Consider the following 21,002-nt stretch of genomic DNA (forward strand, 5'->3'; position numbering starts at 1 on the left):
GTAAATACTTACGCAGTAAAACCCACATAACGAAAATAGCCTTCAGCCCCCAGATCAGATTTAAAAATCAGATAATCGGGATACGTAGCTTGGATAATTTCGGCCCACATATTCACCTGGTCATCATGGGCATGCAGATCATCTACAGAGCGCAGCATGGTGTGTTCGAATTCATCCGTGATATATTCAAAGCCAATATCCATAGCGATAAACAAGACATGTTCACAGGGTTGTATATATTGTTCTTCAGCCCAATTGATCACGTGCTGCTGACAGTGTGGACATTGGATATTATCTGTGGCTTGAATATCGAGTTCGATCAGTTGATAGCTCATAACATTTTAAATTCAGTTTTCTATCCGGCTATATTAACAAACTCAAGTAAAGTGAATGCTTAAAATACTTAATAAAAAAAGGGAATCCTCAAGATTCCCCCTTTTTTCATAGCCTTATGCTTTTATTTATGTGCTGCTTTATAATGTGAGAGTGCAGTCACCGCTACTGCCGAGATAGCCACAGCAGGTAAACTGGCCATTAAAATCCCTGTTGTTCCCAAGCCGATCGCTAAAATTTTTCCTGTCAGTAACGGCCCAGTCATTGCACCTAATCGACCCAAAGAAATCGCACTGCCCACGCCTGTGACTTTACCTGTACCCGAATAGAAAATCGGTGAAATGCCATACAGAATCGATTGTCCGCCTGTCGAGAAAATCCCGCCCATAAAGCCTGCCAAAACAAGTACTGGAATAGAGCTAGAGGTAAATAACAGTACAAGGGCAATAAATAAACCACTATAGATAATCACCGCCATTTGCCACAGTTTTAAACGGTCCAGCAAATAACCCAAAGCCAGAGTACCAATTACAGCACCTACCTGGAATACCAGCATCACCATAAAAGCCTGTGGTTTTTCCAAACCTTGTTCCATAAGCAAATTAGGTAACCAGCTAATCAAAATATAATTGATCATCAGGGTAAAGAAAAAGCCCACCCAAAGCGGCATGGTATATTTATATTGCTGGTTTTTAAATAGCACCTCAACCATACCCGGAACAGCTTCATCTGCAGCTTGCTCAACAGCGACTTTCTTAGGCTTGTCTTTAAGAATAATCGCCATGAATGGCAGCAGAACTAAAGGGGTTAAGCCACCAATCAAAAATAGAGTATGCCAAGAAATATCTTTAAATAAGATAGCCAGGCCTGCAACAAAAATTGCGCCTACCGGTAATCCGCAATACATCAAGCTGTTCAGCTTGCCGCGATTGGCTTCAGTCGCCTCATCACCCACCACAGAAATCATGGTTGGCATCGCAGCACCCAAGCCTAAGCCGGTAAAAAAGCGCGCTGCATATAAAATTTCCATACTCGGCGCGATCGCAGTAAGCGACATAAATAGGCCGAAAATTGCAATTGAAAGCATTAAAACTTTCTTCTGACCCAAAAAGTCGGCAACACGTCCACCAAAGAACGCACCAAACAACATACCAAAAACACCCAAACTAAATACATAGCCCATTTGCACCTGGTCTAGAGCAAATGTTTCAGCAATTCCTTTTGCGGCAATACCGGGAGCCTGAAGATCAAAACCTTCAAAAAATGCGACCCAAAAACACAAAAATACTGTTAAGAATTTCTGCATTTTACCTGTTTGTATTTGTGCCATGATTGAACTCCGTCCATATTAAGCAAATTAGCCCACAGCAATTTGCTTCACTATTTTCAGATCAATCTGTTGAAATAAATACCACTACAATGGTCGGGTTTAATGTGCGCTACCTCAAAGAAAATCATTCAAATTAGACATAAAAGATTAAACAAATAGACATAATAGATCTTAATTTTATTTATTATTTCATATTTTCAAATACTTATAATTTTGGTAGTTATTTATGATCAAACCATAGTCAAAAGTAATAGTTTAAAATTAAATGATAAAAAAGCCCGCATTTAGCGGGCTTTTATTAACTTGACTCACATTGTATTAAGCAGTTTTTTCGCTTGATTGTTCTTACGAATGGTAATCATCACCAGTTGAACTGCTGCTGGTGTTACGCCTGGAATACGGCTTGCTTGAGCCAATGTTTCAGGACGCACATCTTTTAATTTAAGTGTAATTTCCCGAGAAAGACCAGAAACCACATCATAATCAAAGTCTGCTGGAATACGAGTTTCTTCCAGACGCTTCATTTGCGCCACATCTTCTTGCTGACGGTTGATATAACCTTCGTACTTCACCGCAATTTCAATTTGCTCACCGACAAATGCAGAAACTTCTGAACCTGTCAGTTCCGCAATTTGAGCAAAGCTGATGTTAGGACGTTTCAACAAATCAATAGCAGAACATTCTTTAGACAAGTCTGCACCAGTCATTTCCACGAATTTTTTACCCATCGGGTTGTTTGGCGCAGCCCAAAGGTGTTGCAAACGGCCTTTTTCTGTTTCTACCGCTTCCATTTTTTCACAGTAAGATTCCCAACGCTCATCATCCACCAGACCCATTTCACGGCCAATGGCAGTTAAACGCTGATCCGCATTGTCTTCACGCAGCATCAAACGATATTCCGCACGTGAGGTAAACATGCGGTACGGTTCTTTGGTCCCGAGTGTAATCAAGTCATCAACCAATACGCCCATGTACGCTTCATCACGTTTCGGTGTCCATTGTTCCTGATCCCATGCACGGCGTGCCGCATTCAAACCTGCCAACAAACCTTGCGCACCTGCTTCTTCATAACCAGTTGTACCATTAATTTGACCTGCAAAGTACAGGTTATTGATGGCTTTAGTTTCCAATGAGAATTTCAAGGCTTGCGGATTGAAATAGTCATATTCAATAGCATAACCTGGACGAAGAATATGTGCATTCTCCATACCACGAATTGAGCGCACCAGTTCAAACTGAACATCAAATGGAAGAGATGTAGAAATACCGTTTGGATAAAGCTCGTGCGTATCCAGGCCTTCCGGCTCAAGGAATACCTGATGCGAGTCTTTATCGGCAAATTTGTGAATTTTATCTTCAATCGATGGGCAGTAACGTGGACCTACCCCTTCAATCACACCAGTATACATTGGTGAACGGTCGAGGCCTCCACGAATGATGTCATGAGTTTTTTCATTGGTATGGGTGATATAACAGTTGATCTGTTCCGGATGCATTGATGCATCACCCATAAATGACATGGTCGGAGACGGGAAATCACCCGGTTGCGGAGTCATGACAGAAAAATCCACTGAACGTGCATCAATACGCGGTGGCGTACCTGTTTTTAAACGACCTACAGGCAAGTTTAATTCACGTAAGCGTGCAGCCAATGCAATAGATGGAGGATCACCGGCACGACCACCAGAGGCATTGTTTAAGCCGATGTGAATCACACCACCCAAGAAAGTACCGGTCGTCAAGACTACTGTTTTCGCATCAAAGCGGATGCCCATTTGGGTTACAACACCTTTAACGGTATCGCCTTCAACAATCAGGTCATCTGCCGCTTGCTGGAAAATATCCAGATTCGCCTGATTTTCCAGAGTATGACGAATTGCAGCTTTAAAACGTACACGGTCAGCCTGGGCACGTGTTGCACGTACTGCAGCACCTTTACGTGAATTCAGGATACGGAACTGAATACCACCTTTATCGGCAGCCAATGCCATTGCACCGCCCAAAGCATCAATTTCACGAACCAGATGTGATTTACCAATACCACCAATGGCCGGGTTACAGCTCATCTGCCCTAAAGTCTCAATGTTGTGAGTCAAGAGCAGAGTCTGTCGACCCATACGCGCTGCAGCAAGGGCTGCTTCGGTACCTGCGTGACCGCCACCGATAACAATGACATCGTAAACTTTAGGATAATGCATAATGGTTTGAGAGATTAAAAATGATGACGGAGCATTATATCAAAACTGAGCAAAATAAGTTGACAAAATGAGTCGAATTTCTTGATGAAGATTGAAGAGATTTTTAACCTTTTAATGTTGCAATGTAATCCTGCTTTTCAAACTCGCTATAGAAATTAAACATTTAAGCAATTTTTTTTACTTGATTAGCATTGTTTAAATTTGATTACTTTTTAATCTATAGATTGGATACATTACGAACAAAGGTATAAAAGATGAATAAGAATATTTTCCTCTCATCCATACTCTGTGGTTTATGTCTTGCGCCATTTGCAGCTTCAGCAAATGATAAGGTCGAAAAGGTATATGATACTCAAAGGTACCAAAAGGTGTGTAAAGGTAAAAGTCAGGGTGCACAGGTGAGTTTTGCATATCGAGGTATTATCTGGAATGGTACCTGTGAACCTCAATTCTTTCCCTCAGCAAAAAATTCGTCCATCGCAGGAGATGAACCTGAGTTAACCAGTGCATGTAGCGGAGATACCGGTGCAACAACTGTAAACATCAACGGGACTGAAGTTAAAGGTAAATGTGCTTTAGGTTTTATGGCTCCTCGTCCTTCTTCTCAACCCCAAATGCAGATGCAACAATCTCAGCCACAAATGCACATGCAGCATGCTCAACCAGAAATGCAAACCCAGCCTCAAATGCAGCCAAAACCTGAGATGCAACCACAATAATCACCATAAAATGTTAATTTTATTAAAATTATTAACGGGTAAAATACCTAGGTTTTACCCGTTTCATATATTGCTTATTTAAAAATCTTGTTTAAACTCTACGGATATCAAAGGATAAAAACAATAAAGGATATTCCATGGATTCAGGTCTCTTTACCCTTTTTTTACCTCTTATACTTGCTTTTATGATGATTGGTTTAGGGCTTGAACTCACAGTTAAAGATTTTCTTCGTATCCGTCATCACCCTAAAGCTATTTTTTTAGCTTTATTTTCGCAACAGGTCATTTTGGTTGGCGTGGCATTTTTTATCTGTATTTTATTTAAGCCTTCTCCACTTTTAGCGATTGGCTTAATGTTGCTTGCTGCTTCTCCTGGTGGCCCTACAGCCAATTTGATTAGCTATATTTTTAAGGGAGATGTGGCATTAAACCTTACCCTTACAGCCCTTAATTCTATTATCTGTACCTTTACCCTGCCGTTTATTGTCAATTTATCCATGCATTATTTTTTAGGTGAGTCGCAAAGCGTTGCCATGCCTATTGAAAAAATTACCCAAGTCTTTTTAATTATTTTTGTTCCGGTTTGTTTGGGTATGTTGATTCGTTCACTTGCCCCCAACACTGCATTACAACTCAACAAACCCATGAGATTATTTTCAGTAATTTTTTTATTTTCGATTTTCCTGTATGCTCTCTATAAAGAACGATTCAATGTCACCGAATACTTTTCCGAGATTGGGGTTGCCATCGCGCTGTTTTGCCTCATCAGTTTTTTAGTGGGTTATCTGGTTCCACATTTATCTGGAATTTCCGACAGACAGGCACGCGCATGTACATTTGAAGTAGGAATTCACAACACAGGCATGGCGCTTACTATTGCACTTTCCGTGTTATCAAATACCACCATTGCCATTCCCGCAGGAATTTACACTATTTTTATGTATATTTTTGCCACATTATTCGGCATGTTATTAAATAAATTCGCAGCTCATCCAGCGGCTATAACGCCCTGATTTCGCTTCTGTAAATAAAGAGTGCAAACTGCTTCTTTTGCTTTTTCAAGATAGTTTTCATCAATATATAGTGGTTTCAGCCTGAGTTCCGTTACAATGGCATTTTTAAAAACACAAATTTAGGTTATCTCCGTGAAGTGGTTACAAATTCATATTACTGTTGAGCAGGCTCAAGTCGATTTTACTGAAACATTATTAAGTTCATTGGGTGCAGTGAGCGTAACTTTAGACGATGCTGAAAATCAGGACTTGCTTGAACCACTTCCAGGTGAAACACCTCTGTGGAATAAAGTCATTGTAACCGGTATCTATGCGCAGGAAGATGATGAAGAAATTGATGTAGATGCCCTCATTACCTTTATTACTGCACAGATGCCTGAAGCACCATTACGTTACGAGTTTCTTGAAGACCAAGAATGGGAACGTACCTGGATGGATGCCTATGAGCCTATTCAAATTGGCGAGAAATACTGGATTGTACCTGAATGGATGGAAGCCCCTGAAGCCGATGCAGTCAATATCAAGCTTGACCCGGGTCTAGCTTTTGGTACCGGTAACCATGCCTCAACTTTCCTTTGCCTGCAATGGCTCGGCAAAGTCGATCTCAAAGATAAAATTGTCATCGATTATGGTTGTGGTTCAGGCATTTTAGGGGTTGCCGCTTTATTACTGGGCGCGAAAAAAGTCTATGCTACCGATATTGACCCACAAGCTGTACTGGCAACCAAACAAAATGCAGAATTGAATGGTGTACTTGAAAATTTGTATGTTGGACTACCTGAAGAGTTCAATGAAGAGCTGAAAAACCAGAAAGCCGATGTGTTTGTTGCCAACATTCTGGCAGGTCCCTTAATGGAGCTTGCGCCTGAATTCGCAACTTTGGTTAAATCTGAGGGGGAGTTCGCACTTGCCGGCATATTAGAAGAGCAAGTTGCTGATGTTTCTAGTGTTTATTCTGAATTTTTTGATATACTGCAAGTCGAAAAACGTGACGAACATTGGTGTCGAATTTCGGGTAAACGCAAAAATACCCCTGCTAATCATGAATAGGCTATGAGCGAAAAACAAACCTGCTGCCCTAACTGTTTTACCAAGTACAAAGTCTCTGTGGCTCAACTTACAGTTGCTCGCGGCATGGTTTGTTGTGCCAAATGCTCAACCAACTTTAATGCATTGAGCCATCTGGTCGTAGAGAAAGAAGAGGCTTTTTCTCTCCCTCAAGCAACTCCCTCTTTAGATCCAGCCAAACAAACTTCTTTATCCAATGCATTCATTAAAGAACAGCTAATTACAGAACAGAAACCGGTAAAACATTTATTGGATATTTTCGATCGTAAAGTTGAAAACTCGAATATCGATTTAAAAACCTATCTCAATAACTTAAATTATTTTAGTACAGAACCGATTGGCAACTATCCCATACTAAACTGGTCAGAAAAAGCTGAACAAGAGAAAAAATATGGTGCGCGGCATTATATTTTATGGGGAACAATCAACTTATGTTTAGTCAGCTTACTTGTTTTTCAGTTTTTCTGGTTTAATCCGAAAATTTTAAACAATAGCCCAGTATTCAGTGCTTTGTTTAATACAGCATGTCAGGCACTTAAATGTTCGGTTATGGAAGAAAATTATCGACTACTCTCTACCAACAAGTTAAAGGTTAAACAAATTTCCAAACAAGAAACCCAGTTTAGCGGAGAACTAATTAACTATCATACTCAAAGCCTGGCTCTTCCAATGATCAGGGTGGATCTAAAAGCAAATGGGGAAACCATCTCGACCTATTCCTTTAAGCCTTCTGAATATCTGATTACGAGTCTGCAAGGAATTCAACGAATTCCCCAGAATAGTCCTTTTAAATTCAAATTTAGCGTTCCTATGCCACGCAAAAGCTTTGACACTTATAGTTTAGAAATAATTCGCCCGTAACATTGAAAAAAACTATTAAAAAATACAAAAAAATGTAAAAAAAATGTAGTTTTCTTGCTCACTTTTTCTTAGACAATGCTATCATACGCGCCACGAAAGCTTAGTGCTGCAAACTCCTCGAAAATTTTTACAACAAAATCGTCTAACTGAAATACGCTTTATTAGATATAGCGTATTGAGTAGATTTTTTTGTTTTGATTTTGGGTGGTAACAAATATTAATCTATTGTTACGCTTAAATTTCGATCAAAAACATCGAGTTGTGGCAAGCTAAATGATCAAGTTTTAGAACTTCCGTTTTAGGACCTAAAACGGGGTTCATTGAATTTCTATAGACCACTTTTATATATCTCTTTACCCAAGTGATATTTGATTTTTCGGATTAATTCGCATGAATAGCAAGTCTCCTATTTTTACTGCACAATCTGATGTCGCTCTTCGTATTCACGTAGATCGCGCAGTTCGCCATTACTTTGCACAATTGCAAGGCGAGCAACCCTCTCAGGTGTATGACATGGTGCTGGCAGAAATGGAGAAACCTCTTTTATCTGTTGTTTTAGAATACACTCGCGGCAACCAAACCCGCGCTGCTGAAATTCTAGGCCTTAACCGTGGTACTTTGCGCAAAAAGTTAAAAGCTCACGGTTTAATGAGTGAATAAGTGATAAAATGCTTGCGGTTTCCGCAGGCATTTTTTTTGGCCTGCTATTTAGCTTTTTGATTTAATTCTTGATAACTGTGACGACATCATGACTATTAAACGTGCTTTAATCTCTGTTTCTGACAAAACCGGCATTGTCGAATTTGCACAAGACCTTGCTGCTCTTGGGGTAGAAATTTTATCTACTGGCGGTACTTACAAACTTTTAAAAGACAACAATATCGCTGTAGTTGAAGTTTCAGAGCACACCGGTTTCCCAGAGATGATGGACGGACGTGTAAAAACACTTCACCCGAAAATCCATGGTGGTATCCTGGCTCGTCGTGGTCTAGACGAAGCTGTAATGGCTGAACACAACATCGATGCAATCGATCTGGTTGTGGTGAACCTTTACCCATTTGCTGCAACTGTAGCAAAACCAAACTGTTCACTGGCTGATGCAATCGAAAACATCGACATCGGTGGTCCTACTATGGTTCGTGCAGCTGCGAAAAACCATGCATCTGTAGGTATTGTTGTAAATGCTGCTGACTATGCGACTGTAGTTGCCGAGCTTAAAGCTGAAGGTGCATTGTCTTATGCAACTCGCTTCGACCTAGCCGTGAAAGCATTTGAACACACTGCGCAATACGACGGCATGATTGCTTCTTACCTTGGCGCTCGCGTAGGTAAAGAAGAAGGTCAAGCAGACAAATTTGCACGTACTTTCAATACTCAATTGAATAAAGCCCAAGACCTTCGTTACGGTGAAAACCCACATCAAGCTGCTGCTTTCTATGTAGAAGCTAATGCAACAGAAGCTTCTGTTTCAACTGCGAAACAGCTACAAGGTAAAGAACTTTCTTACAACAACATCGCAGATACAGATGCAGCGCTTGAATGTGTGAAATCATTTGCGAAGCCTGCTTGTGTGATTGTAAAACATGCGAACCCATGTGGCGTTGCAGTATCTTTAGACGGTATTAAAGTTGCTTATGATCTTGCTTATGCAACTGACCCTGAATCTGCATTCGGTGGCATCATTGCATTCAACCGTGAATTAGACGTTGCAACTGCGCAAGCGATTGTTGACCGTCAATTCGTTGAAGTGATCATTGCGCCAAGCGTAGCTGAAGGCGTACTTGAAATCACTGGTGCAAAGAAAAACGTCCGTGTTCTTGTATGTGGTGAATTGCCAGCAATTGATGAGCGTAAAGCACAGCTTGACTACAAACGTGTAAACGGTGGTTTACTGGTTCAAGATCAAGACCTGGGTATGATCACTAAAGATGATCTTAAAGTTGTGACTAAACGTGCACCGACTGAGCAAGAAATCGACGACATGATCTTTGCCTGGAAAGTTGCGAAATATGTAAAATCTAACGCGATTGTTTATGCGAAAAACCGTCAAACCATTGGTGTCGGCGCAGGTCAAATGAGCCGTGTAAACTCTGCACGTATCGCAGCGATCAAAGCTGAACATGCTGGCTTAGTGGTTGAAGGTGCTGTAATGGCGTCTGACGCATTCTTCCCATTCCGTGATGGTATTGATAACGCTGCGAAAGCAGGTATCAAATGTATTATCCAACCGGGTGGTTCTATGCGTGATGAAGAAACAATTGCTGCTGCTGATGAAGCAGGTATTGCAATGGTCTTCACTGACATGCGTCACTTCCGTCACTAAGTGATTGGATATTAATGTAATGACAAAGTCATCTACATTTAGACAAATAGATTTCTAATCTTGCATAAAGTCCTCTCCTATTTTTAGGTTGAGGACTTTATGTCATTTTCGATTCATGGAGTATGAACCGATGAATATTTTAGTTTTGGGTAATGGCGGTCGTGAACATGCTTTGGCATGGAAAATCGCGCAAGATGACAAAGTCGCAAAAGTATTTGTAGCACCGGGTAATGCAGGTACTGCAACAGAAAATAAATGCGAAAATGTTGCCTTAAATATTTTAGACAATGCTGCAATTATCGACTTTGCTAAAAACAATGCAGTTGATTTGATCGTGGTTGGTCCTGAAGCACCACTGGTAAATGGTGTAGTCGATGCTTGCCGCGCGGCTGATCTTAAAATCTGGGGTCCGACCCAGTTTGCTGCACAGCTTGAAGGCTCTAAAGCCTTTGCCAAGCACTTCTTGAAACGTCACAACATTCCTACTGCTTTCTATGACGTATTTACTGAAGTAGATGCAGCCAAAGCATTTGTTGAGAAAAATGGTGCACCAATCGTAATCAAGGCCGATGGTCTTGCTGCGGGTAAAGGCGTAATCGTTGCCATGACCAACGAAGAAGCATTTGCTGCAATCGACGACATGCTTGCAGGCAACAAATTTGGTGATGCTGGCTCGCGTGTAGTCATTGAAGAATTCCTTGCAGGTGAAGAAGCTTCATTCATTTGTATGATTGATGGCAACAACATTCTGCCAATGGCAACATCTCAAGATCACAAACGTATCTTTGAAGGTGACCAAGGTCCAAACACTGGTGGTATGGGTGCCTACTCTCCTGCTCCTGTTGTGACTGCTGACGTTTTTGACAAAGTTATGAAAGAAGTCATGCGTCCAACCGTTGATGGCATGAAAGCTGATGGTCATGTCTATACAGGTTTCTTGTATGCAGGCTTAATGATTGATGAACAAGGTCAGCCTAAAGTGATCGAATTCAACTGTCGTTTTGGTGATCCTGAAACCCAGCCAATCATGATGCGTTTAAAATCATCTTTGGTGGATCTGGTTGAAGCAGGTATTGCAGGTAGCTTACCTGCGGACGCTGAATGGGATGAACGTAAAACTGTAGGCATCGTGCTTGCATCGAAAGGCTACCCTGAAACTTCAAGCAATGGTGATGTAATTTCAGGCTTAAACACTGAAATGGCAGATGCAAAAGTATTCCACGCAGGTACAAAAGCCAATGAAAAAGGTGAAATTGTGACTGCTGGTGGTCGTGTACTTTGCGTAACTGCACTCGGCAATACCATCGGTGAAGCACAAGCCAAAGCTTTGGAACTTTGCCAAAAAGTGACTTTTGATGGTGTTCAATACCGTAAGGATATTGGTTACCGCGCGATTGCACGCGAAAATGCTTAATTTTGATTAAGTTGAAAAACCTCGCTTAGTGCGGGGTTTTTGATTTCACCTTCAAATAGAATTATCTTTTTCTTTAATCTGAAAATTATTTGTATCTATTTCAAAATTTTCTCTTTGATAATCATATCGAACCCCTCTTGCACGCAAAATCTGATCTATAGTTTCCAGAAAAGTACGTCTTTGCTTAGCATCTTCTTTTAATGGATTTTCAATAGCATACGCTGCTAAAGCTTCACCCCATTGCACACCTTTTAAAGACTGCTTGCTGTCTGAATATTTTTTATAGTATCCCTCAAAAGCTTTACCTGAATTAATATTTTCTTTATTTCCTGACTTTAGACTTTCAGATTCAAATCCAAGCTTTTTGTCTAATGAGCTTGCGACTTCTATCAGCTCACTTAATGTAAAATTGATCCTAGCCAAAATAATGGACAGCATTTCCCTCTAAAGATAACGTAACGTTAACTTTGGAGATACAAGAATGGCTAAACGTTTTAGTCCTGAATTTAAACAGCAAGCAATTGATTATGCACTTTCAAACTCACACGAATCTGTAGCTGCAATCGCCCAGAAATTAGGTGTTGGTTATTCAACATTGGATAAATGGATTCGTGAAACCAATCCGGCGGGTTCAAGCAAACGCCAACTTTCACCAGAACAACAGCGGATTTTAGAATTAGAGAAAGAAGTCAAACAGCTCAGGGAAGCCAATGACATCTTAAAAAAAGCGCATGTGTACTTTCTGACAGATCATGCCAAGAAAAGTACACGGTAATTCAAGATCTGGCTGTGAATGGAGTTACTGTATCTTCTGCCTGTAAATGCCTGCGTGTCAGCACTTCAGGCTATTATGCCTGGCGAAAACGCAAGGCCAATACAGCGCAGAAATATAATGACTTAAAAGCCGTATATTGGCAGCATCATGCACGATTGGGTGCACCTTCATTGGTACATGACATGCATGATTTAGGTTACAGCATGAGCGAACGAACCGTTGGAAGAATGCTGAAAAAGCTTGGTTTACGTAACAGGATTTCGCGTAAATACAGGCATACGACAGATTCAAATCATCGTTTGCCTACAGCACCAAATCTGTTAGATCGCCAATTTACAGTCATTGAGCCTAATAAGGTTTGGACAACGGATATTACCTATATCCGTACCAAGCAAGGTTGGCTGTATTTATGTGTGATGCTGGATCTATTTAGTCGTCGTATTGTGGGTTGGCAAACCAGCCATCGAATAGACCGTCAATTGGTGTGTGATGCGTTTAACTATGCCATGGCTCGTCAGGGTTATCCAACGGGTGTCATGGTACATTCGGATCAAGGCTCACAGTACTGTAGTCGTGATTTTAGAGCGCTATTATTGACGAACCAGTGTATTCAAAGTATGTCACGCAGAGGGAACTGTTGGGATAATGCAGTAACCGAAAGCTTCTTTCATACATTGAAAGGTCATGTGATACATGGCAGTGTGTTTGCCACTCGAAAAGAGGCTAATGCTATATTGTTTGACTATATTGAGATTTATTACAATCGGGTCAGAAGGCATTCTGCAAACGGCTGGTTAAGTCCAGAAGCCTTTGAGCAGAAATATTGTAAGAATTTAGAGGGACTTGTTGTCCACGATACTGTCTAGGATCACATATTCATTACAGTTCTCTAGAGTACGAACAACCCAGCAAAAAGAAGCTAGTAAACAACTACTTTCTAATGAATATAAAGATATTGTGGATTTCATTAAAAAGTATCGTGATCACATACGGGATGACGTATTCGAGTCCCAAGAATATAGTATCAAACTCATCCAAATCCCTAAAATATCCAATACAAACAAAAGTGATCTAGCTGTTGAGTTTGTCAATTGGAGTTCATTGTCAGAAGAAGATAAAGAGAAATATGACCAACTAACAGCAATTGTAAAAGATAAAGTTGTTAAAGTTGAAGCTGTAAATATCGGTAAATTAAAACCTGGTCAAGTTTTATCAAAAGTGAAAGAGAGAACTAATGCTACTTTAAACCATACTGATCATAAGCATTTACTTTGCATATTTAAAATTCGACCATATTCAGAGTTTGGAGGAATAACTGATCCATTTGATACGAACACAAAATATTGTCATTACGACGAAGCACATCAAGATTATTTATATCAAGATGAATGGATCAACTTTCTAGTTAAACTGATTCATGATCAAAAATTGAAAAAAGATGATTGGAAAGAAAAATTTCGACTAAAACAAACTCTTAATATCGGCGAATATGAGTAAGTACTAACAACGCGATTTAATATCTATATGAGAATCTGATGAAAACTTTAAAACCTTTATTCCTAGCCCTTACCCTTAGCACCACAGCCGTCACCGCTCAAGCTGCTGAACCAACAACTATCCAAGCTCCAAAACAAGTCGCTGGCTATTACCACCATCAAATCGGTAATACCCAAATCACTGCCCTGTTAGATGGCACGCTTTACCTCAATCCATCCATGTTTAAAGGCTTAAGCGACACCGAAAAAACCGGGATTCTCAAAAAATATTATGCTGATCAAGCCCAAGGTATTCAAACGTCTGTGAATGCATTCCTGATCAATACAGGCAACCAACTATTAATGGTAGACAGCGGTGCAGCCAGCTGCTTTGGCGCACATCTGGGTTCAATCTATAACAACCTCAAAGCATCGGGTTATCAGCCTGAACAAGTGAACGAGATTTTCCTCACCCACTTACACCCGGACCATGTCTGCGGTATTTCCAATAACGGCGTAGCGAATTATCCAAATGCCACACTGCACATTGCCAAAACCGAATATGATTACTGGCTAAATCCCAATACCGTGAAGAAACTGCCAAAAGACAAACAGGCTGCATTTTTAGGTACGGTTGAGAAAATTAAGGCTGCTTTAGCACCGTATGAAAAAGCTAAAAAGATTAAAGTCTTCTCAGATAAATCTTTAGCCTTTGGCGATATTCAATTTAAACCTTCTTTTGGTCATACACCGGGACATTACAGCTTTAAACTGAAAGCTGATGGTCAGAAAGTTGTGTTTATTGGCGACATCGTGCATTCACACACCTTGCAATTCGACAAACCTGAAACCTCGATTGAATTTGATACTGATCCCCAAACAGCGGTACAGACACGTTTAAAACACTTTGCCGAATATGCCAAAGAGGGTCAGCTGATTGCCGCCCCCCATTTACCTTTCCCGGGAATTGGACATATTTATTCCAAAGATGAGAAGAGTTATCAGTGGATTCCGGTACATTTTAAAGATTGATAAAAGATGAATAAAAAAATCCCCTCATAAAGGGGATTTTTTACTTTTTTAATGAGCTGCTGTGCCCTAAACCGTGATTTTATTTTCATCGGCAACAAAACGTTTACGTCCGGTCTGTTTGGCTTTAAACAGGTTTTTATCGACCATATTTAAAAAATGTATTTTGTCATCTTTCTCTGTCGGACAAATACATTTCACCCCCAGACTTAAGCTGACATTTTCTGAAATGGGAGATGCCCGATGGGGTAGATTTGCCTGATCGATCATACGAAGTATATTGTTTGCAATTTGAATTGCACCTTCTAAATCCGTTTCTGGCAATACAATCGCAAATTCCTCGCCCCCATAACGTGCCACCAGGTCACGTGGACGTACACAGCAACTTTCCAGCATCTGTGCAATCTGCTTGATACAGGCATCGCCAATAATATGCCCATTAAAATCATTGTATTGTTTAAAAAAATCGATATCGATCAAAATGACCGACAGTGGCTTTTGTTCACGTATTGCGTTGTTCCATTCACGTGAATAAAAATCATCAAATAAGCGTCGGTTGGCAATTTCAGTTAAACCATCTTTATAGGAAAATTCTTCCAGCTTGCGGTGCAATGCTTTTAGTTCCTCTTCCTTTTTCTTACGTTCAGAAATATCAAACATAAAACCGACTAAACGTTCAACTTCACCATTTTCCTTGCGTACCACATGAACCACATCACGAATCCAGCAATATCCACCGCTTGCCTTTAAGGCACGATAATCCGCTTCATGATCTATGCCGGCAATCGATTGCGACACACAATAATTCAACACATGATCACGATCATCCCGGTGCATACGATCTTGCCCAGTCCTGCACCGACTTCCAGGAATCCTGTTCCCAGCCCAGTAACTTTTCAATTTGAGGACCAATATAACTAAACTGTTTGGTGGCCCAGTCTATGCTCCAGGGTATGGCCAAAGTCGACTCTAATAATGTTTTATAAAACATGTCATTCGACAATTGCTGCTCATCAAACGGGTTTTCCGGCATAAAATTACTCTAATTTGAATGGGCAAAAAAATGTCTTCGCATGTTCTGGTTTTATCATACACGACATTTCAATACGCTCTTGATGATTAACCTGCTTGCAGCAGGTTCCCCAATAAAAACTGCTTTTTCACAACTGAACATTTTTACGTTTCAATATGATTATTTATTCTATAATTTCTCTCCAAAAAAAGTATATCCTTCAGATCATTTAATATATTTTAAAAAGTAGTCAAAAATTTCTTATCCGAAATATCTCCTATAAATTTTCTAAAATATGCAGAATGCATTATGTTTAGATCAAAGAGCGAATAAGATTGTCTAGATTGCAGTCCAAACCTTGCACCTATCTAGCGACCTTCATATTCAACAAATTGTTTTGACCGGAAATTTGGTAAAGTAAAATATTTTGCTGAAACAAAAAATTAAATATTTTAATTCTAAAGACTTACTTTAATTTTAATGGTTCTTTCTGTAATCAATGACAGAATCAGCTACATCATTTATGGTAATTTATAAGCTCATTTTATCCATTGTGATTTGGGGCATTCGTGGCTGTTCATTTTTTGCATACATCTGACTGGCACTTGGGACAGTTCTTTTATAACCATTCACGCCAGTATGAACATGAACAGTTTTTAAGCTGGCTACTTCAACAAATCCAGCAGAAACAGCCCCATGCGCTGCTGATTGCTGGCGATATTTTTGATGTCATCAACCCTGCATCTAGCGCGCAAAAACAGCTTTATCAATTTTTAGCCGATGCCCATGCCCTTGCCCCGCATATGCAAACGCTGATGATCGCCGGTAATCATGATTCGGGTTATCGCATTGAACAGGTCGAACCTTTACTGGAAAAATATAATGCTAAAACAGTGGGAGTGATTCATAAAAATGCGGCAGGCCAGATTGATTTAGACCGTTTGCTGCTGCCTATTTACGATCAGCAAAAACAGATTGTAGCCTGGTGTCTGGCACTACCGTTTTTACGTCCAGCAGAAATTACCGGTGTGAATGAACACACCAGTAATAGCCAAAATGCCATTGCCTATTTGCACCAGCAACTGATTGCCGAAGCCAAAAAACGTAAAACGGATAATCAGGCGCTTATTCTGATGTCACATGCGCATATGCAAGGCTGTGAAACGTCTGATTCGGAACGTCCGATTATTATTGGCAATGAAGAAGCCTTATCGACTGCATTATTTGATGACTGTATTGATTATGTGGCGCTGGGGCATTTACACAAACCACAAAAAGTTCAGCATCCGCACATCCGTTATAGTGGCTCGCCTATCCCTTTGTCTTTTAGTGAAATCAACTACAAACATCAGGTTGTAGAAGTACAGATTGATCCGTTAAAGCAGGATGAATCATGCTTTCAGTTTGAAGCGATTGCCATTCCGCGCTGTATTCAGTTTCATAAAATTCGTGGCGAGCTGAATGAAGTGCTGCAAAAACTCAAAACCTTGCCTGAAGGTGAAATTGAACAGATTGATCAGCGTGAATATGTCGATATTGAATATCACACCCTGACACCGCCCTTGCCCAATTTAAGACAACAGTTTGAAGACGCGCTGCCTAAAAATCGCTATCGTCTAGTACGAATTTCACGGCAATATTTATCTTCGGAAAGTGACAGTTCAACAATTGCCAAAATTTGCCTGGAACCGCCAACACCGGAAAAACTGTTTCAGCAGATCTGGGAAAAGCAAGGCTATAGCAATGATGAAAATGTATTAAAAGATTTTATCAGTCTAATGCAAGAAGCAGAAAAATCACTTGAAGAACAACAAATACGTTAAGAACTGTCCATGAAAATTTTATCCATTCGTATAAAAAATTTAGCTTCGCTTTCGGGTGAGCATTTTATTGATTTTGAAACTGAACCTTTGGCCAGTGCGGGTTTGATTGCCATCGTCGGCAAAACCGGTGCCGGGAAATCGACCATTTTGGATGCCATGTGTCTGGCACTGTTCAACAAGATTCCACGCCTTAAAGACAGTGATGGCAAACTGCAGGATGTCGATGGTTCAGAGTTATTGACCAACTCGCCTTTGACCGTTTTGCGCCGGGGCACCGCGCATGGTTTTACCGAAGTCTGCTTTGTCGCACAGGATCAGAAATGCTATCTTGCGCGCTGGGAACTCAAACGTTCACGTGAAAAAGTGGATGGCAAACTACAAAGTGTACAGCGCTATTTAACCTGCCTGACCGACGGCGTGGTGATTGCCGATAAAGCCAAAGCGGTCGATACCCATATTCATCAAATCTGCCAGCTCAGTTTTGAGCAATTTACCCGCGCTGTGTTATTGGCACAGTCAGAAGTGACGGCATTTCTAAAAGCCCGCGATAATGAACGCGGTGAACTGCTGGAATATCTGACCAATTCGAGTATTTTCGGAAAAATTGGCCAGCTGGCTTATGAAAAAACCAAACAGATTGCCAATCAGCGCAAAGAGCTCGAAAACGTTTTAGGTCATATTGAGTTGCTGTCTGAAGAGGATTTCACTGCCTACTCCTCAAAACTTCAACAACTAAACCAAGATCATCAAAAAGTGGATATTGAAAAGCAAAATCTACAAAAGCAACAACAATGGTTTGAACAAAAACATAAACTTCAAGCTGATATACAAACACGTCAACAATATTTGGAGGCTCAGCAACAATATCTAGATGCACTTGCTCCGCAAAAAGCACAACTGCAACAACTTGAACGTTTTTCCTCTATTCGGCCTAGCGTCATTCTGCAGAAAAATTTAAATGCTGACATTGCAATACTTCAACCCAAATTAGAACACGTTCAGAAGCAATTCACGGTGATTGAACAACAATTCAATACTGAAAAATTGACCTTTGAAAAAATAGATAACGCGCAAAAACAGCAACATCAATTTGAAATTCAACATCAGCAAAACATTGAGATGGTTCGTGCTCGCATTGCCGATCGACGTGTTTTGGGTGATCAGTTGCTTAAAATTAAAGATGAACTAAAGACTTTACGGGAGCAGCACTCTCCTCTTGTAAATGCTGAACAGCAAGTCAAAAATGAGCTTCAACAATTACAACATGACATTACACAACACACTGCACTTTTGGCTGAATCTACACATTTCAATCCTTTGGATGATGGGCTTTCGGCACATTTGAGCCAGTTACAACGCTTTATTCAAAGCTATACTCAATTTGAAAAAAACCATGGCAATGTGAGTCAAGCGCATCAAAATGTAATGCAACAACAGCAACAGCTTGAACAACTGACGCAGCAATATGGGCAAGATGATGAACTGAATCAAAAAATTGCTGCTATACGCACTGAGCGTGAACATCATTTACAACAGCTGAATCTACTTGATGTCATACACACGCATTGGCAAAACTTCAAAAATATTAGTGCTGAAAACTGCAAGCTAGTTTCGGCACAAAATAAGCTGCAACAACAAATTGAACAGAATCATGTACAACTTCAATCTGCTGAAAAAGCCTATCAGGATCAAAAAATTGCACGTGAACAATTACAACAGATGTTGCAAAAGCAACGTTTACTCCATACTGAAAATATTGAACATTTAAGAGCAAGCCTGGTCGACGGTGAAGCATGTTTAGTTTGTGGTAGCACACATCATCCGTATATACAAAATCAGGATGCACTTTCAAACGAATTGTTCAAACTGCAAGAGCAACAAGAACAACAAGAACTTGAAAAAGAAAAAACGGCTTTCGAAGCATGGCAACATTTGCAAAAAATGTATGCTCAACAAATAGCATCATCGGAAGCAAATGCTCGCCAACTAGCAATACTGTCATCACGACTGCAGCCTGCTCAAACTCAGCTTGAACAACAACTTAATACGCTGAATATGCCCTTTGATTTCTCGCAAGATCATTTGGTATTAGATCAAGCCCTGGCGACAAAGGTTATTGAATTTCAACATACGCAAAAACAACTTGAAGCTACACTCAGTACGCATGAGCAAGTACAAAAACAGCGTCATGCACTTCTTCAAATAATTCAACAAACCAGCCAGCAACTTTCTGTCCTAAAACAGGCTGAAGAAAATATTCAAGATGTTGTAGGTTTATTGAATGACACCCAAGGTCAAGCATGGAGTCACAATACGCTGAGTACGGCTGAACAAGTTCGAGTCATGTTATTACAGCGTAAAAATACCTTAAAACAACTGAACGATTTAAATGCTCAGCTTAATCAAAAATCGCAACAGCGCGATCAAGCTGTTCAAAATCTAAAATTTAGTCAGGAAAAAATTAAGACGACAGAAACTCGCATAGAAAACCTTACACAAGAAGGCAAACAAAATAGCGATTTAGCCATTCAAGCCATTTTTGACATGACACAAAGCAATGTTGAAAAACCACATGAATGGTTAGCGCAGTTCGATCAAAACAGACAACAATTGCACATTCAATTTAATGAAGCTCGTCAGCAGTTTGACCAAGTACGTCAAGCTTTTGAAATTGCTCAAAGCACGCTAAAAGAATGTCAAACTCAGCAAACTCAATTTCAAACCCAAAAGCAAAATGTTGAACACAATATTCAACAGTGGTTAAGTCAGCATACAGATTTCAATGCGCTGTTATTGCAACAACTGAGCGAAATTTCACATGAACAAGAACAGCAACTTAAACAGCGTGTGGTCGATGTTGAACGAGCGCACTCAGATGCTCTAGCAAGTATTAAAGCCATTCAGGAACAGCTTCTACAACATATGGAACATCAACCTGAAATTGATGCTGAAACCCTATCTTCACAACTGACGACCGTTACTGAACAGCTCAAGCAATTGATTGAACAGCGGGATCAAGTGAAACTCAAAATTGAAATGCATCAACGTAATCTTGAAAAGCAAAAGCAATTTGCAGATCAAATTCAAGCCATTCAAAGTGAAGAACACCGTTGGAGTAAAATTTCAGGACTGATGGGAGATGCAAACGGCAAAAAATTCCGCGATTATGCACAGCAATATAATCTGGATATCTTGATTGAGCATGCTAACCAGCAACTGGCCATGCTCTCGCAGCGCTATACCTTAAAACGTCTGGACAACTCCTTGAGTCTGGCGATTATTGACCACGATATGGACGGTGAAACCCGTTCAGTCGCTTCGCTTTCAGGTGGAGAATCCTTCCTGACTGCACTGGCCTTATCTCTGGCGATTGCCAATATGGCCTCAGGTTCCATGAAAATTGAATCTTTGTTTATTGATGAAGGCTTTGGCACGCTGGATGCCTCATCTTTATATATGGTGATGAATGCGCTGGATCAATTGCAAAATCAGGGCCGCAAAGTGGTATTGATCTCGCATATTCAGGAAATGCACGAACGCATTCCGGTACAGATTCAGGTCAAGCCCTTGGGTGCTGGTGCAAGTACCATTGAAGTGGTCGGTTAATTTAAAAATTCATCCAAGAAAGC

At 40.3% G+C, this 21,002-nt stretch carries 15 protein-coding genes and 2 pseudogenes; 12 read left to right on the plus strand and 5 right to left on the minus strand.

Annotated elements, in window-relative coordinates; translation table 11 throughout:
• Positions 1 to 8: 8 nt before the first annotated feature.
• The 3 genes from B9T38_RS08595 to mnmG all read right to left on the minus strand — a co-directional run bounded on the left by B9T38_RS08595 (position 9) and on the right by mnmG (position 3,861).
• A complete protein-coding gene (locus B9T38_RS08595; protein ID WP_086196401.1) occupies positions 9 to 335 on the minus strand; it encodes a hypothetical protein in 327 nt (108 codons plus the stop codon).
• A 122-nt stretch (positions 336 to 457) separates the two neighbouring features.
• Positions 458 to 1,663: a 3-(3-hydroxy-phenyl)propionate transporter MhpT gene (gene mhpT / locus B9T38_RS08600; protein WP_086196402.1), complete on the minus strand. Its 1,206-nt coding sequence runs from the start codon at positions 1,661 to 1,663 to the stop codon at positions 458 to 460.
• Between the two features lie 308 nt (positions 1,664 to 1,971).
• Positions 1,972 to 3,861: a tRNA uridine-5-carboxymethylaminomethyl(34) synthesis enzyme MnmG gene (mnmG, locus tag B9T38_RS08605; RefSeq protein ID WP_086196403.1), complete on the minus strand. Its 1,890-nt coding sequence runs from the start codon at positions 3,859 to 3,861 to the stop codon at positions 1,972 to 1,974.
• A gap of 254 nt (positions 3,862 to 4,115) precedes the next feature.
• Between mnmG and B9T38_RS08610 the strand changes: the two are divergent.
• The 7 genes and pseudogenes from B9T38_RS08610 to purD all read left to right on the plus strand — a co-directional run.
• Positions 4,116 to 4,460: pseudogene (locus B9T38_RS08610) on the plus strand (hypothetical protein); the annotation flags it as partial.
• A 257-nt stretch (positions 4,461 to 4,717) separates the two neighbouring features.
• The gene (locus tag B9T38_RS08615; protein WP_086196405.1) at positions 4,718 to 5,593 is read left to right on the plus strand and encodes a bile acid:sodium symporter family protein; all 876 of its coding nucleotides are present in this window, start codon (positions 4,718 to 4,720) and stop codon (positions 5,591 to 5,593) included.
• A 132-nt stretch (positions 5,594 to 5,725) separates the two neighbouring features.
• Positions 5,726 to 6,643 carry a 50S ribosomal protein L11 methyltransferase gene (prmA, locus tag B9T38_RS08620; protein WP_086196406.1) on the plus strand — a complete coding sequence of 306 codons (918 nt, stop codon included), beginning with the start codon at positions 5,726 to 5,728 and terminating at the stop codon, positions 6,641 to 6,643.
• Between the two features lie 3 nt (positions 6,644 to 6,646).
• Positions 6,647 to 7,522, plus strand: a complete 876-nt coding sequence (locus B9T38_RS08625; RefSeq protein WP_086196407.1) for a DUF3426 domain-containing protein — start codon at positions 6,647 to 6,649, stop codon at positions 7,520 to 7,522.
• Between the two features lie 390 nt (positions 7,523 to 7,912).
• On the plus strand, positions 7,913 to 8,182 hold the full coding sequence (gene fis / locus B9T38_RS08630) for a DNA-binding transcriptional regulator Fis (RefSeq protein ID WP_001086304.1): 270 nt from the start codon (positions 7,913 to 7,915) through the stop codon (positions 8,180 to 8,182).
• A gap of 88 nt (positions 8,183 to 8,270) precedes the next feature.
• On the plus strand, positions 8,271 to 9,845 hold the full coding sequence (gene purH / locus B9T38_RS08635) for a bifunctional phosphoribosylaminoimidazolecarboxamide formyltransferase/IMP cyclohydrolase (RefSeq protein WP_086196408.1): 1,575 nt from the start codon (positions 8,271 to 8,273) through the stop codon (positions 9,843 to 9,845).
• A gap of 130 nt (positions 9,846 to 9,975) precedes the next feature.
• Positions 9,976 to 11,259: a phosphoribosylamine--glycine ligase gene (gene purD, locus B9T38_RS08640; RefSeq protein WP_086196409.1), complete on the plus strand. Its 1,284-nt coding sequence runs from the start codon at positions 9,976 to 9,978 to the stop codon at positions 11,257 to 11,259.
• Between the two features lie 51 nt (positions 11,260 to 11,310).
• Here purD and B9T38_RS08645 read toward each other — a convergent pair whose 3' ends face one another.
• The gene (locus B9T38_RS08645; protein ID WP_086196410.1) at positions 11,311 to 11,697 is read right to left on the minus strand and encodes a hypothetical protein; all 387 of its coding nucleotides are present in this window, start codon (positions 11,695 to 11,697) and stop codon (positions 11,311 to 11,313) included.
• 43 nt (positions 11,698 to 11,740) lie between these two features.
• Between B9T38_RS08645 and B9T38_RS08650 the strand changes: the two genes are divergently transcribed.
• From B9T38_RS08650 to B9T38_RS08660, 3 genes are all read left to right on the plus strand, one after another.
• A protein-coding gene (locus B9T38_RS08650; protein WP_143222677.1) for an IS3 family transposase occupies positions 11,741 to 12,900 on the plus strand; the annotation gives its coding sequence in 2 pieces (ribosomal slippage) (positions 11,741 to 11,975 and positions 11,975 to 12,900; 1,161 coding nt in all).
• 235 nt (positions 12,901 to 13,135) lie between these two features.
• Complete coding sequence (locus tag B9T38_RS16865; protein ID WP_213033056.1) at positions 13,136 to 13,531, plus strand: hypothetical protein; 396 nt, start codon at positions 13,136 to 13,138, stop codon at positions 13,529 to 13,531.
• A gap of 38 nt (positions 13,532 to 13,569) precedes the next feature.
• On the plus strand, positions 13,570 to 14,541 hold the full coding sequence (locus B9T38_RS08660; protein ID WP_086196411.1) for an MBL fold metallo-hydrolase: 972 nt from the start codon (positions 13,570 to 13,572) through the stop codon (positions 14,539 to 14,541).
• Between the two features lie 66 nt (positions 14,542 to 14,607).
• On the opposite strand, the pseudogene B9T38_RS08665 reads toward B9T38_RS08660, so the two are convergent.
• Positions 14,608 to 15,571: pseudogene (locus B9T38_RS08665) on the minus strand (diguanylate cyclase).
• A gap of 548 nt (positions 15,572 to 16,119) precedes the next feature.
• Here B9T38_RS08665 and B9T38_RS08670 point away from each other — a divergent pair.
• Together B9T38_RS08670 and B9T38_RS08675 are read left to right on the plus strand one after the other, a co-directional pair.
• Entirely contained in the window at positions 16,120 to 17,373 is a 1,254-nt protein-coding gene (locus B9T38_RS08670) for an exonuclease SbcCD subunit D (protein WP_086196412.1), read from the plus strand.
• 9 nt (positions 17,374 to 17,382) lie between these two features.
• Positions 17,383 to 20,979 (plus strand): AAA family ATPase, encoded by a 3,597-nt coding sequence (locus tag B9T38_RS08675; RefSeq protein ID WP_086196413.1) that lies wholly within the window; start codon positions 17,383 to 17,385, stop codon positions 20,977 to 20,979.
• Positions 20,980 to 21,002 lie beyond the last annotated feature (23 nt).

Source organism: Acinetobacter sp. ANC 4218 (genome assembly GCF_002135245.1).
Classification (GTDB): Bacteria; Pseudomonadota; Gammaproteobacteria; order Pseudomonadales; family Moraxellaceae; genus Acinetobacter.